Genomic DNA, 12,787 nt, shown 5'->3' with positions numbered 1-12,787 from the left:
ATTCTTACATCTGCATAGGAACTAGTCTTACAGAAAATTCACTCATGAAAGTACAGCGAATATATAAAACGCTGAGAGTTCTGTAGGAATTAGGGGTGTAAGTGAATATGTTGAATGGAACTAAAATAGACAGATTTTTCTTGACGGTTTTCTTACGCTCAAGCGATAGGCAAGGGGCATTTCCTGACAGTTACGTACGGCACGTTTACCTGACCCCGCATATCCCAGGGATATTTCACTCAAAATATGTAAGCCACCGGAAAGGTCTGAAAGGATCCATAAAATCAGAAACCTCCGAGAAGGCGTTTTTTTGTAGGCTAATTCCGTTATCGCTGTGGGGTGGGTCTCTGCTTGCTGTTGCTTGGGGGGGAATGCTATGCCAACTAGGAAACGACTAGGCTATTGTGCTTGCTCTAAATAATTCGAACAGCGAAATTGGACTTTCTCATGAATAAAGTGCTGATCGTGGATGATCATCCCGTCATTCGTCTTGCTGTGCGTATGCTAATGGAGCGTCATGGTTATGAGGTCGTTGCCGAGACCGATAACGGCGTCGATGCGTTGCAACTTGCACGGGAGCATATGCCGGACATTGTCATACTGGATATCGGGATTCCCAAACTTGATGGGCTGGAAGTTATCTGCCGGCTGTCTTCTACCAAGCAGGCCAACCCGTTCAAGGTGCTGGTGCTGACGTCCCAGGCTCCCGGCCATTTTTCCATGCGCTGCATGCAGGCAGGGGCTGCCGGCTACGTGTGCAAGCAACAGGACCTGACCGAGCTGCTGAGTGCGATCAAGGCAGTCTTGTCAGGCTACAGCTACTTCCCGAACCAGGCGCTTAACTCGGTACGCTCCACCATGGGCAATGCCAGCGAGGCCGATATGGTCGAGCGCTTGTCCGGCCGGGAAATGATGGTATTGCAGCAGTTGGCCAGGGGCAGGACCAACAAGGAAATTGCCGACGGCATGTTCCTCAGTAACAAGACTGTCAGTACCTACAAGACGCGTTTGCTGCTCAAGCTCAACGCCCGCTCCCTTGTCGACCTGATCGAGCTGGCCCAACGTAACGGCTTGGTATAGAGGAGGGCACTGCAGCGCGTGTTGGCGTGGGTAACCGGCAGAAAAAAGCCTCCGTGAGGGAGGCTTCCGACCGTCGACGCTCAATCAGAGATCGAAGTCGTAATCGGCCAGTTGTCGTTGCAAGCGTCGTTCTTCCAGAAGATTGTCGATGGTGCGGCGTTTGCTCAAATTAGTCTTGGCGACCTCAACCACAGGTGCCTCTGTCCCATCGTCATCCGACTCAACGAGGTCGTCTTCCACTTCCAGTTGTTCTTTGCCAGTGCTCATAAGGTTCACTCCGGGCTAAGACTGCCGTTGGCGCTCCTTATAACGATAATCCATGGTTGGGTAAAAAAGATTTTTTCAATCGGCTGATCGAGAAAACCAATGATTCCTCAATCGTCGGACGTCTTGTCCTTGTATTCGCACAAGTCTTCGATGCGACAACTGCCACAGCGCGGCTTGCGGGCCTGGCAAACATAGCGTCCGTGAAGGATCAGCCAGTGGTGGGAATCCAGCAGATACGGCTTGGGCACGAACTTCATCAGTTGCTTTTCCACCTCCACCACGTTCTTTCCGCGGGCAATGCCGGTGCGGTTGCTGACCCGGAAAATGTGGGTGTCCACAGCCATGGTCAGTTGCCGGAAGGCAGTGTTGAGTACCACGTTGGCGGTTTTACGGCCAACGCCCGGCAGGGCTTCCAGGGCTTCACGGGTTTGTGGCACTTCACTGCCATGCAGTTCCATCAGCAGGCGACAGGTCTCGATCACATTCTTGGCCTTGCTGTTGTACAGGCCGATGGTCTTGATGTATTCCGACAACCCTTCCACACCCAGGGCATGGATCGCCTCCGGCGTATTCGCCACGGGATACAGCTTGGCGGTAGCCTTGTTGACGCCGACGTCGGTGGATTGGGCCGACAGGATCACCGCAATCAGCAACTCGAACGGCGTTGTGTAAGCCAGTTCGGTCTTCGGTTCAGGATTGTCTTCGTGAAGCCTGCGGAAAATTTCCAGGCGTTTAGCGGCATTCATCGGGCGGTGGGTTCCTTGCAGGCGGTCGGCATAAATGTGAAAGGTGGATCCAGGCTTTGGGTTCTGCGAGCAATCGTCTGAGCAGGATAAACCATCGCCAGGGTGCCCGGCAGCGCTTGCGGTGGATCAAGCGTCGACGTAGACGTCCACCTGGCGTTGCGCTTCTTCGAGCCTGAGCTGCGCGGCGATCAGTTGATCCGCGCTCGCCCCCGGCTGCCGTTGCAGCTTGCTGACATCGGCTCGGGCGTACGCCAGGGCGGTTTTCAGCTGGCGCAGTTGTGCGTCTATCGGGCGTTTTTCCACCCGCTGCAAATCGGGCCTGGGCTGCTCACTGTCTGCCTCGGCGTTGTGCAAGGCTTGCTCCGCGCTGGACAGCGCAGCGCTCAAGGTTGCCAGTTGCTGCTCGTCAGCGTTCAGGTCCTGGGCTTTTTTCAGCTCGGCACGTCGCATGGCCAATTGGATCTTCGCGCGTTTGAGTGCGGGGTCTTTTGGCGGCGGCGAGGTTGTTGGAGCGGCGGCTTCCAAGGCGGTGAGTGCCTGCTCAGCCGCTTCGAACTGCTGTTGCAGGATGATCAACTGCGATTGCTGCTCGAAGGTCGGTGGGTGGCCGAACGCCTTCAACGACTTGTGCAGTTGGGCACGGCTCATGGCGACCGTGATTTTAGCCTTTTTGACCGCCGCATCCTGGGCCACCTGAGTCGCATCGGCGGGCATGGGGGCTGCGGGCGCCGAGCGCTTGGCCCGTGCCAGGCGTTCGGCGAGTTTGTGTGCTTCTTCCCGTTGCAGGCGCGCGTTGCGCTGCTCAAAACGCCGCCGCGCCCGGTCGCGCTTCAAGCCGCGCTCATGATGCTCATGATCATTGGCTGCCAGGCCACCTACCATCGGCAGCACGCCGGTCGCGGGGTGCATTTCAATGCAATCGACAGGGCAGGGCGCAACGCACAGGTCGCAACCGGTGCACTCATCAATGATGACGGTGTGCATCAATTTGGCGGCGCCGACGATGGCGTCCACCGGGCAAGCCTGGATGCACTTGGTGCAGCCGATGCACTCGGCCTCGCGAATGTAGGCTACCTGGGCGGGCGCCTCGCCGCGGCTGCTGTCCAGGTCCAGCACCGGCACGCGCAGCAAGGCTGCAAGGCCGGCAATGGTTTCCTGCCCGCCGGGCGGACACTTGTTGATGGCCTCGCCGCGCGCGATGCCCTCGGCGTAAGGCTTGCAACCCGGGTGCCCGCACTTGCCGCATTGGGTCTGCGGCAGCAGCGCGTCGATACGTTGAATGAGGTTCATGCTGTGATCATGGGTATGCCGATTAAGCGAACAGGCTCGTAATGGATTTGTAGGAGCGCGGCTTGCCGGCAATGGCGTCCCTGAGGTCGCCATTGCCGGCAAGCCGGGCTCCTACAACAGGCCTAATTTACTCGCCACAGGCCCATAGGCTTACTTGATGCGTTGACCCGGCTTGGCACCGCTGTCAGGGCTCAACAGGTAGATCTCTTCGCCACCAGGACCCGCCGCCATCACCATGCCTTCGGATATGCCGAACTTCATTTTCCGAGGCTTGAGGTTGGCGATCATCATGGTCAGGCGACCATCGAGCTTGGATGGGTCTGGATAAGCGCTCTTGATCCCGGAGAACACATTGCGTTGTTCGCCACCGAGGTCCAGGGTCAGGCGCAGCAGCTTGTCGGCACCTTCCACGGCTTCGGCCTTGACGATCAGCGCGACACGCAGGTCCACGGCAGCAAAGGCGTCGAAGTCGATTTCAGCAGAAATCGGATCCTTGGCCAGCTCGCCGTTACCGGCCGGAGCCGATTCGCCGGTGTCGGTCTGGCTGGCGACCAGGTCTTCTTTCGAAGCGTCGGTCATGGCCTGGACTTTCACCGGATCGATGCGGGTCATCAACGGCTTGAATTCGTTCAGTTGATGGTTGCTGAGCAGGGTGGCGTGGTCGTTCCAGGTCAGCGGCGCAACGTTGAGGAATGCCTCGGCGTCGGCAGCCAGCAGTGGCAGCACCGGCTTGAGGAAGATCACCAGTTGGCGGAACAGGTTGACGCCCGTGGCGCAGATCGCCTGGACTTCCGCCTGCTTGCCTTCCTGCTTGTTCAGCGACCACGGCGCCTTGTCGGCGATCCAGGCGTTGGCACGGTCGGCCAGGCCCATGATCTCGCGCATGGCGCGGGCAAAGTCACGGGCTTCATAGGCGTCGGCGATGCTCGGCGCAGCGGCCAGGAACGCGTCGGTCAGCTCTGGTGCGGCGTTCTCGGCCACCAATACACCGGCGTTGCCCTTGTGGATAAACCCGGCGCATCGGCTGGCGATGTTGACGACCTTGCCGACCAGGTCCGAGTTGACCTTCTGTACGAAGTCTTCCAGGTTCAGGTCCAAATCGTCGACGCCACGGCCAAGCTTGGATGCGTAGTAGTAACGCAGGTATTCCGGCGACAGGTGGTCCAGGTAGGTGCGCGCCTTGATAAAGGTGCCACGGGACTTGGACATCTTCTGGCCATTGACCGTCAGGTAGCCGTGCACCGCAATGCCGGTCGGCTTGCGGTAGCCTGAACCTTCGAGCATCGCCGGCCAGAACAGGGCGTGGAAATTGACGATGTCCTTGCCGATGAAGTGGTACAGCTCGGCGGTGGAATCCTTGCCCCAGAACGCGTCGAAGTCCAGCTCCGGCGTACGGTCGCACAGGTTCTTGAAGCTGGCCATGTAACCGATCGGCGCATCCAGCCACACGTAGAAGTACTTGCCCGGCTCGCCCGGGATCTCGAAGCCGAAGTAAGGCGCATCGCGGGAGATGTCCCACTGCTGCAGGCCACTGTCGAGCCATTCGGAGAGTTTGTTGGCCACGGCGTCCTGCAGGGTGCCGCTGCGCGTCCAGGTTTGCAGCATTTGCTGGAAATCCGGGAGCTTGAAGAAGAAGTGCTGGGAATCCTTGAGCACCGGGGTGGCGCCAGAGATTGCCGACTTCGGATCCTTCAAGTCAGTCGGTGCGTAGGTTGCACCACATTTTTCGCAGTTGTCGCCGTACTGGTCTTCAGTGCCGCATTTTGGGCAAGTGCCCTTGATGAAGCGGTCGGCCAGGAACATTTTCTTTTCCGGGTCGAAATACTGGGTGACCGAACGCTGGTCGATGTGCCCGGCATCCTTCAAGCGCAGGTAGATCTGGCTCGACAGCTCGCGGTTTTCGACGGAGTGGGTCGAGTGGAAATTGTCGAAATCCACCAGGAACTCGGCAAAGTCGGCGCTGTGTTCAGCCTGCACATTGGCGATCAGTTGTTCCGGAGTGATGCCTTCCTTTTCGGCGCGCAACATGATGGCCGAACCGTGGGCGTCGTCCGCGCAGACATAAATGCATTGGTTGCCGCGATGCTTCTGGAAGCGCACCCACATATCGGTCTGGATGTACTCAAGCATATGGCCAAGATGGATGGAACCATTGGCATAGGGCAGGGCGCTGGTGACGAGGATCTTGCGTGGCTCGGACATGGGGCTCGGCTACTTGATGAAACGGAGGTCGGCCACTATAAAGCGCCGGGAAATATATTTCACCCCGTGGCGCTGTTTCAGAATCTTCCCAACCTTCGAAAGCATGCCGTTGAGGCGCTGGAACGGTTAGGATAGCCGCCTGTTTCAGTCAGTCTTTTTTCGGGAGTAGCCCATGAGCGCCGTCAATCGCGCAGCGGTGGAAGCCGTTCTTCGCCAGTACACCGACCCTTATTTGAACCAGGACCCGGTCAGCGCCGGCTGTGTTCGCGCCATCGAGGTCCAGGGTGACCAGGTGTCGGTCCAGCTGGAGTTGGGCTACGCCGCCGGCCTGTTCAAAAAGGGTTGGGCGCAGATGCTGCAAATGGCTATCGAAGGCCTCGACGGCGTGGCCTCGGCCAAGGTCGACATCCAATGCGTGATCGCGCCACACAAGGCCCAGGCGCAGATCCCTGGCCTGGCCAACGTCAAGAACGTGGTGGCCGTGGCCTCCGGTAAGGGCGGCGTGGGTAAATCCACCACGGCGGCCAACCTGGCCCTGGCGTTGGCCCGCGAAGGCGCGCGGGTGGGCATTCTCGATGCGGATATCTACGGGCCGAGCCAAGGTGTGATGTTCGGCATCGCCGAAGGCACGCGGCCAAAGGTCAAGGACCAGAAGTGGTTCGTACCGATCGAGTCCCTGGGCGTGGAAGTGATGTCCATGGCCTTCCTCACTGACGACAACACGCCGATGGTCTGGCGTGGGCCGATGGTCTCCGGCGCCTTGCTGCAACTGGTCACCCAGACCGCCTGGGGCGACCTGGACTACCTGGTGATCGACATGCCGCCAGGCACCGGCGATATCCAGCTGACCCTGGCACAGAAAGTCCCGGTGGCCGGTTCGGTGATTGTCACCACGCCTCAAGACCTGGCGCTGCTCGACGCGAAGAAAGGTGTGGAGATGTTCCGCAAGGTCAATATCCCGGTGCTGGGCGTCGTGGAGAACATGGCGGTGCACATCTGCTCCAACTGTGGCCATGCCGAGCATCTGTTCGGCGAAGGCGGTGGCGAGAAGCTGGCAAGCCAATACGGCGTTGAGCTGCTGGCCTCATTGCCGCTGTCGATGGTGATTCGCGAACAGGCCGACGGTGGCAAGCCCACCGTGGCAGCAGACCCTGATGGCCAAATCGCCATGGTGTACCAGGAACTGGCCCGCCATGTGGGAGCACGGATCGTGTTGCAGGAAGCTGCAAGCCCGGCAATGCCGACTATTTCTGTCAGCGACGACTGAGGCGATTGCAGGTCATCGAGCCCCGACAGTGTCGGGGCTTTTTCTTGTCCGGCGATTGAGAAAGGGTGCTTGTTACGCTTTTACGCAATTGCTCGTGTAAGCATTTACTTACTTTCTCGTAAGTGTTTGGTTTTTTTTCCATCCCGGAGCGTCTCAAACTGCCTAGGGGATTCTCTATCTAATTGAAAAATAACAATTATTTATATCGTTTTGGGTGCGGGAGGCTGTCAGTTGCCGGGTTGGATCCTGTTGAACTTACTTTGGAACTCTCTAAGATCAGCCCTGTGTCCACGGATTGACACAGCCATCAAGGAACGATGGTTGAAGGAACGTCGCAGGATGCGATTCATCAGGATGATGAAAAGGAATACAGGGACTAGGGAAAAAATGTGGGCGGGTCAAACCGCCCCTTTTTTTTGCCTGCAGGAAAGTGAAACCCACCTTCCAGAAACGCAAAAAGGCCCGCAAGGGGCCTTTTGGGGGGCGACGCTATCAGCGTTCTAGGTCTGCAATCTTACCTTTTTTGCCATCCCACTCCGCTGCATCTGGCATCGGGTCTTTGCGTTCAGTGATATTCGGCCAGATTTCCGCCAGCTCGACGTTCAACTGAATGAATTCCTGCATCTCTGCCGGGACTTCATCCTCGGAGAAAATAGCGACGGCCGGGCATTCAGGTTCACAGAGGGCGCAGTCGATGCACTCATCCGGGTGGATAACCAGGAAATTCGGGCCTTCGTAGAAGCAGTCCACCGGACACACTTCGACGCAGTCGGTGTACTTGCACTTGATGCAGTTGTCGGTAACGACGAAGGTCATTTCTAATTCTCTCCTCAGGCGGCGGCAGCGAAACCCTTTGTGGCAGGGCTCGCGAGGTTCGGGAGCGATAGTCTGCAGGCCAGGCTAATAGCCTGCAGCATCCCAAACCGCGCGAGAGTCTACCAGCTTGCACGCGTCTGCGTTATATCCGAGTCTTAAGTGCATATAACATTTCGAGCGCTTTTCGAGGCGTCAAGTCGTCAAGGTCAAGTTTAGCCAACTCATCCAGTACCGGATGGGGCAAGCTGGCGAACATATCGCTCTGGTGCGGCGCACTGGCTTTGCTGCTGGTTTTCTTCGGGCTGGCCACTGCGGTTTCGTGCGGCAAGGCTGTGGTTTCCAGGCGGCTGAGGTGTTCGCGGGCGCGAGTGATCACGTCGTTCGGCACGCCGGCCAGTTGTGCCACGGCCAGGCCGTAACTCTGGCTGGCCGGCCCTGGCAGCACATGGTGCAGGAACACGATGCGCTCGTTGTGCTCGGTGGCGTTCAGGTGCACGTTGGCCACCAGCGGCTCGCTTTCCGGCAACACCGTCAACTCGAAGTAATGGGTAGCAAACAGGGTATAGGCACGCAGATGCGCCAGGCGCTCGGCCGCCGCCCAGGCCAGGGACAGGCCGTCGAAGGTGCTGGTACCGCGCCCCACTTCGTCCATCAGCACCAGGCTGCGTTCGGTGGCGTTGTGCAGGATATTGGCGGTCTCGCTCATTTCCACCATAAAGGTCGAACGGCCGCCCGCCAGGTCATCGCTGGAACCGATCCGGGTGAAAATACGGTCCACCAGGGACAGCTCGCAACTGGCCGCCGGCACAAAGCTGCCAATATGCGCCAACAGTACGATCAACGCGGTCTGGCGCATGTAAGTGGATTTACCACCCATGTTCGGACCGGTGATGACCAGCATGCGGGTATCGTCGTCCAGGGACAGGTCGTTGGCAACGAACGGCGTGGTCAGCACCTGTTCTACAACCGGGTGACGACCTTGCACGATGCGCATGCACGGTTCGCTGACAAAGCGCGGGCAGTTCAGGTCAAGGTTCAGCGCACGTTCGGCCAGGTTGCTCAGCACGTCCAGTTCGGCCAGGGCGGCGGCGGTGTCCTGCAGCGGCGCCAACTGGCTGATCAGGTCTTCAAGCAGGTTTTCATAGAGCATCTTTTCCCGAGCCAGGGCGCGGCTCTTGGCCGACAGTGCCTTGTCTTCGAACTCTTTCAGTTCCGGGGTGATAAAGCGCTCGGCACCTTTGAGGGTCTGGCGGCGCTGATAATCGATCGGCGCCGACTCCGCCTGTTTGCTCGGCAACTCAATAAAGTAGCCATGCACGCGGTTGTAGCCGACCTTCAAGTTGGCCAGGCCGGTGCGGGCTTTTTCGCGAGCTTCCAGATCGATCAGGAACTGCCCGGCGTTTTCGCTCAGGGATTGCAGCTCGTCCAGTTCGCTGTCGTAGCCGGTCTTGAGTACGCCCCCGTCACGGATGATCGCCGGCGGGTTGTCGATGATGGCTTTTTCCAGCAAGGCTGCCAGTTCCGGGTAAGTCCCGGCTGTAGTTGCAAGCTGTTGCAGGTGCGGCGTATCCAGCTCGGTCATCGCCACCTGCAGTTGCGGCAGGGCACCGAGGGCATCGCGCAGGCGCGCCAGGTCACGGGGTCGTGCGTTACGCAGGCCGATCCGCGCCAGGATGCGCTCGATATCGCCGATTTCCTTCAACTGTGGCTGCAGCTTTTCAAAGCGATAGCCATCCAGCAGACAGGTAATTGAAGACTGCCGCGCTTGCAGCACAGCCAGGTCGCGCAGCGGACGGTTCAGCCAGCGGGTCAGCAGGCGGCTGCCCATGGCGGTCTGGCAACGATCGACCACCGATTGCAAGGTGTTATCGCGACCACCGGCCAGGTTGGTATCCAACTCCAGGTTGCGACGGCTGGCGCCATCGAGCACCACGGTATCGTCCAGACGCTCATGACGCAGGCTGCGCAAGTGCGGCAGGGCGGTGCGCTGGGTTTCCTTGGCATAGCCAAGCAGGCAACCGGCGGCGCCGATGGCCAGGGTCAGGGTTTCGCACCCAAAGCCTTTGAGGTCCTGCACGGAGAACTGCTGGCACAGACTTTTCAGCGCCGAATCACGCTCGAAATCCCACGGTGCACGGCGCTTGGCCCCACGGCGTTTTTCTGCCGGCAGATCCTTCGGCCAATCATCCGGGATCAACAACTCCACCGGATTGATGCGCTCCAGCTCCGCCAGCAGGTTCTCCCAGCCCTTGATCTCCAGCACCGTGAAGTTGCCACTGGTGATATCCAGCACCGACAACCCGAACAGGCGCTCATCGCCCAACACGGCGGCAATCAGGTTATCGCGACGCTCATCCAGCAGCGCCTCATCACTCACCGTTCCCGGCGTAATAATTCGCACCACCTGGCGTTCAACCGGCCCCTTGCTGGTCGCCGGGTCGCCGATCTGCTCACAGATCACCACCGACTCGCCCAGCTTCACCAGCTTGACCAGGTAACCCTCCAACGAATGGTAAGGAATCCCACACATCGGAATCGACTGCCCCGCCGATTGCCCGCGCGCGGTCAGGGTGATGTCCAGCAGCTTGGCGGCCTTCTTCGCGTCTTCGTAGAAGATCTCGTAGAAGTCGCCCATGCGGTAGAACATCAACTGATCAGGGTGCTGGTTCTTGAGGCGCCAGTACTGCTGCATCATCGGGGTGTGGGAGGACAGATCGGACGTGTTTTTACTCATTGGGTCGTAGGCAAATTCGTTGAAAGGAGTGGGGCAAATGTGGGGCATTCCGCCCTGCGATTTTGCGATGGGCGCAAGGTTAACATGTGAGGTCGGAGCTTCGCAGGTCGCAAACGGATAGGTAAAACGCAAAAGCCGGCGGTGCATTTACTTAACTGCAAGTAAACGCGCCGCCGGTATCTTTGATGCCTTTGTATTACAGCGACCGCACAGGGATGCAGATGTCGCAGATGAACTCACCGGTGTCCGAATCGGTTGCGGTTGCCGCAAAGAACATCTCGAAACATGGTCGGTCATCGCATTGCAGACCGCTGGAAGGCATCCATTCTCGCGTCAGCCACATCCAGGCATCGGCTATTTTTTCTGTTTTCCCTTTGAAGCTCGCTACGGCATAGCGGCCGCGCGGCAGGGTCTGAATGTCTGCCTGGGCGCTGGTTAAAAAAGAGGCTGGCACTTCAACGCAAGCATCGTAGCGGCACTTGTTCGGGGGCGTGATGGATGGATCGTCATACCCTATGCCGTAACACCGTTCATCGCCGAGGCCATTGGAGTGCATCCACGGCGCCATGGTCCCGCGCCAGAAATGGCCGATTGCGGGGCCATAGGGGCCGATCAGGCGTTGGTAGGCAACGCGTACCTTGGGTAAATCAATGATGCGTACGTCCATGGTGGGCTCTTTCGTTGAAGGAGAAGAGAGCCCAGCGTCGTCGAACGTACGCTCATGTGCCTGATGGGCATTGCCGAAGACCTGATCAGGATTGCTCTGCTGCGCACCCGGCCGCGGGCCGATGGCTGCCGCCTGTGCTGCCAGTCGCTGCGGTGTGTTGGTGCGCCACTCGGATGGCGTGCAGCCAAACTGTAGTTTGAAGGCCCGTGCGAATGCTTCGCCCGAGTTGAAACCGCTGGCCAATGCTGTTTCGAGTACGGTTTCGTGGTTGCCGCAGGACAGGCGGAACGCTGCCTTCTCCAGTCGCCGCCGGCGGACATAGCTGCCCAATGTCTCGCCCATCCACGCCGCGAAAATCCGATGAAAATGGAAGCGCGAAAAGTTGGCGATATCGGCCAACCGGGCACCCTCCAATGGGGTATCCAGGTGGGTATCGATGTAGTTGAGTACGCGGTTCATGCGTCGGGCGTACTCGGCGCGGGATGCGTGGACGGAGGATTTGGTTGTCATAGTGCGTGATAGTATGCATAAAAAATGCAAATTAGCATTTGCCAAGCCAAAAAACTCCCGTCACTATCCTCGTTATGCAAAAACGCAACGTTTCTATCGTCTTAAGAGAATTGCTGGACCGCGACCGGATCTCCCCCACGGAGCTTTACCGGCGCACCGGCGTGCCACAATCCACGCTGTCCCGGATCCTCAGCGGCAAGATCGTTGATCCGTCGGACAAGCACATCTCCCGTATTGCCGAGTACTTCCGTGTCAGCACCGATTACCTGCGCGGGCGCGCGGCGATGGGCGCTTTGCGCGATGACGCGCGCGACCCGATGCATTCGGAACTCAAGGACATAAGCCTTTGGGACGACGACACGCCCGTCAATGATGACGAGGTGTCGATCCCCTTTCTGCGCGAGGTTGAATTGGCTGCTGGATCAGGAAGATTCGTCATCGAGGAAAGCGAGAAGGCCAGCCTGCGGTTCGGCAAGCGCAGCCTGCGGCATAACGGTGTGCAGTTCGACCAGGCCAAGTGCGTGACGGTGCGCGGCAACAGCATGTTGCCGGTGCTGCGCGACGGTGCGACGGTCGGGGTGAACGCGGGCAAGAGTGGCATCGGCGATATCGTCGATGGTGACTTGTATGCCATCAATCACAACGGCCAATTGCGCGTGAAACAGCTCTATCGCCTGCCTTCCGGGATCCGCCTGCGCAGTTTCAACCGCGATGAGCACCCGGATGAAGACTACAGCTTCCAGGATATCCAGGATGAGCAGATCAGCATCCTGGGTCATGTGTTTTGGTGGGGTATGTACGCCCGTTAACCTTCCCGCGTAAGACAAAGCCCGCCAACGAGCGGGCTTTTTTCCGTCTGCAGAAAATCGCCAAACCCCCGTCCTATAAGGCTATAAATGCGTCAATGCATTTATCCGCTAAAAATAAATGCATTTGTGCATTGACTGTATATGCATACATATCTATTCTTCATCTCAAGCCAGCCAAACAAGGCCTGGTGGAGGCGGCAAGGATGCTGCCAGGAAAGACAAGGAAGGCACGCAACACCGGCAAGGACGCCATCTGAGCGATGGCAGGGATGCCAGGCAATACCGGCAAGGATGCCGACGCTCTTTAGTTTCAAAGCATAACCAACACAGGCAGCGATGAACCGGCCTCATAACGGTTCAGAGGGTTGGCAACTGACCCGGGTGTGCAGCGTAAAGCAC

10 protein-coding genes are annotated in these 12,787 nt (G+C 58.5%); 3 read left to right on the top strand and 7 right to left on the bottom strand.

Annotated elements, in window-relative coordinates; genetic code table 11:
- Positions 1-447 precede the first annotated feature (447 nt).
- A complete protein-coding gene (locus KHP07_RS02620; protein ID WP_078047120.1) occupies positions 448-1,080 on the top strand; it encodes a response regulator transcription factor in 633 nt (210 codons plus the stop codon).
- Between the two features lie 84 nt (positions 1,081-1,164).
- On the opposite strand, the gene KHP07_RS02615 is transcribed toward KHP07_RS02620, so the two are convergent.
- The 4 genes from KHP07_RS02615 to metG all read right to left on the bottom strand — a co-directional run bounded on the left by KHP07_RS02615 (position 1,165) and on the right by metG (position 5,585).
- Positions 1,165-1,347 carry a PA3496 family putative envelope integrity protein gene (locus KHP07_RS02615; RefSeq protein ID WP_099494175.1) on the bottom strand — a complete coding sequence of 61 codons (183 nt, stop codon included), beginning with the start codon at positions 1,345-1,347 and terminating at the stop codon, positions 1,165-1,167.
- 107 nt (positions 1,348-1,454) lie between these two features.
- Positions 1,455-2,093, bottom strand: a complete 639-nt coding sequence (nth, locus tag KHP07_RS02610) for an endonuclease III (RefSeq protein ID WP_099494176.1) — start codon at positions 2,091-2,093, stop codon at positions 1,455-1,457.
- Positions 2,094-2,219: 126 nt separating this feature from the next.
- Entirely contained in the window at positions 2,220-3,383 is a 1,164-nt protein-coding gene (gene rsxB / locus KHP07_RS02605; RefSeq protein ID WP_214496552.1) for an electron transport complex subunit RsxB, read from the bottom strand.
- Between the two features lie 150 nt (positions 3,384-3,533).
- The gene (gene metG, locus KHP07_RS02600; RefSeq protein WP_078047124.1) at positions 3,534-5,585 is read right to left on the bottom strand and encodes a methionine--tRNA ligase; all 2,052 of its coding nucleotides are present in this window, start codon (positions 5,583-5,585) and stop codon (positions 3,534-3,536) included.
- A 172-nt stretch (positions 5,586-5,757) separates the two neighbouring features.
- Between metG and apbC the strand changes: the two genes are divergently transcribed.
- Positions 5,758-6,852 (top strand): iron-sulfur cluster carrier protein ApbC, encoded by a 1,095-nt coding sequence (apbC, locus tag KHP07_RS02595; protein ID WP_078047125.1) that lies wholly within the window; start codon positions 5,758-5,760, stop codon positions 6,850-6,852.
- Positions 6,853-7,344: 492 nt separating this feature from the next.
- Here the strand turns inward: apbC and fdxA are convergent, their stop codons facing one another.
- The 3 genes from fdxA to KHP07_RS02580 all read right to left on the bottom strand — a co-directional run bounded on the left by fdxA (position 7,345) and on the right by KHP07_RS02580 (position 11,528).
- The gene (gene fdxA, locus KHP07_RS02590) at positions 7,345-7,668 is read right to left on the bottom strand and encodes a ferredoxin FdxA (RefSeq protein WP_003208688.1); all 324 of its coding nucleotides are present in this window, start codon (positions 7,666-7,668) and stop codon (positions 7,345-7,347) included.
- Positions 7,669-7,810: 142 nt separating this feature from the next.
- Positions 7,811-10,402 carry a DNA mismatch repair protein MutS gene (gene mutS, locus KHP07_RS02585; RefSeq protein WP_078047127.1) on the bottom strand — a complete coding sequence of 864 codons (2,592 nt, stop codon included), beginning with the start codon at positions 10,400-10,402 and terminating at the stop codon, positions 7,811-7,813.
- A gap of 196 nt (positions 10,403-10,598) precedes the next feature.
- Entirely contained in the window at positions 10,599-11,528 is a 930-nt protein-coding gene (locus tag KHP07_RS02580) for an AraC family transcriptional regulator (RefSeq protein ID WP_214496551.1), read from the bottom strand.
- 125 nt (positions 11,529-11,653) lie between these two features.
- Between KHP07_RS02580 and KHP07_RS02575 the strand changes: the two genes are divergently transcribed.
- The gene (locus KHP07_RS02575) at positions 11,654-12,388 is read left to right on the top strand and encodes a LexA family transcriptional regulator (protein WP_071488724.1); all 735 of its coding nucleotides are present in this window, start codon (positions 11,654-11,656) and stop codon (positions 12,386-12,388) included.
- The last annotated feature ends 399 nt before the right edge of the window (positions 12,389-12,787 follow it).

This window comes from Pseudomonas sp. VS40, assembly GCF_018587885.1.
Classification (GTDB): Bacteria; Pseudomonadota; Gammaproteobacteria; order Pseudomonadales; family Pseudomonadaceae; genus Aquipseudomonas; species Aquipseudomonas pergaminensis.
The sequence above is the reverse complement of the archived record's forward strand: the minus strand, read 5'-3'. Positions and strand labels throughout refer to the sequence as shown.

Coding starts and splice junctions, on each gene's coding strand:
- KHP07_RS02620 (WP_078047120.1), top strand. CDS start 448: ATGAATAAAGTGCTGATCGTGGATGATCATCCCGTCATTCGTCTTGCT.
- nth (WP_099494176.1), bottom strand. CDS start 2,093: ATGAATGCCGCTAAACGCCTGGAAATTTTCCGCAGGCTTCACGAAGAC.
- fdxA (WP_003208688.1), bottom strand. CDS start 7,668: ATGACCTTCGTCGTTACCGACAACTGCATCAAGTGCAAGTACACCGAC.
- mutS (WP_078047127.1), bottom strand. CDS start 10,402: ATGAGTAAAAACACGTCCGATCTGTCCTCCCACACCCCGATGATGCAG.
- KHP07_RS02580 (WP_214496551.1), bottom strand. CDS start 11,528: ATGAACCGCGTACTCAACTACATCGATACCCACCTGGATACCCCATTG.
- rsxB (WP_214496552.1), bottom strand. CDS start 3,383: ATGAACCTCATTCAACGTATCGACGCGCTGCTGCCGCAGACCCAATGC.
- KHP07_RS02615 (WP_099494175.1), bottom strand. CDS start 1,347: ATGAGCACTGGCAAAGAACAACTGGAAGTGGAAGACGACCTCGTTGAG.
- metG (WP_078047124.1), bottom strand. CDS start 5,585: ATGTCCGAGCCACGCAAGATCCTCGTCACCAGCGCCCTGCCCTATGCC.
- KHP07_RS02575 (WP_071488724.1), top strand. CDS start 11,654: ATGCAAAAACGCAACGTTTCTATCGTCTTAAGAGAATTGCTGGACCGC.
- apbC (WP_078047125.1), top strand. CDS start 5,758: ATGAGCGCCGTCAATCGCGCAGCGGTGGAAGCCGTTCTTCGCCAGTAC.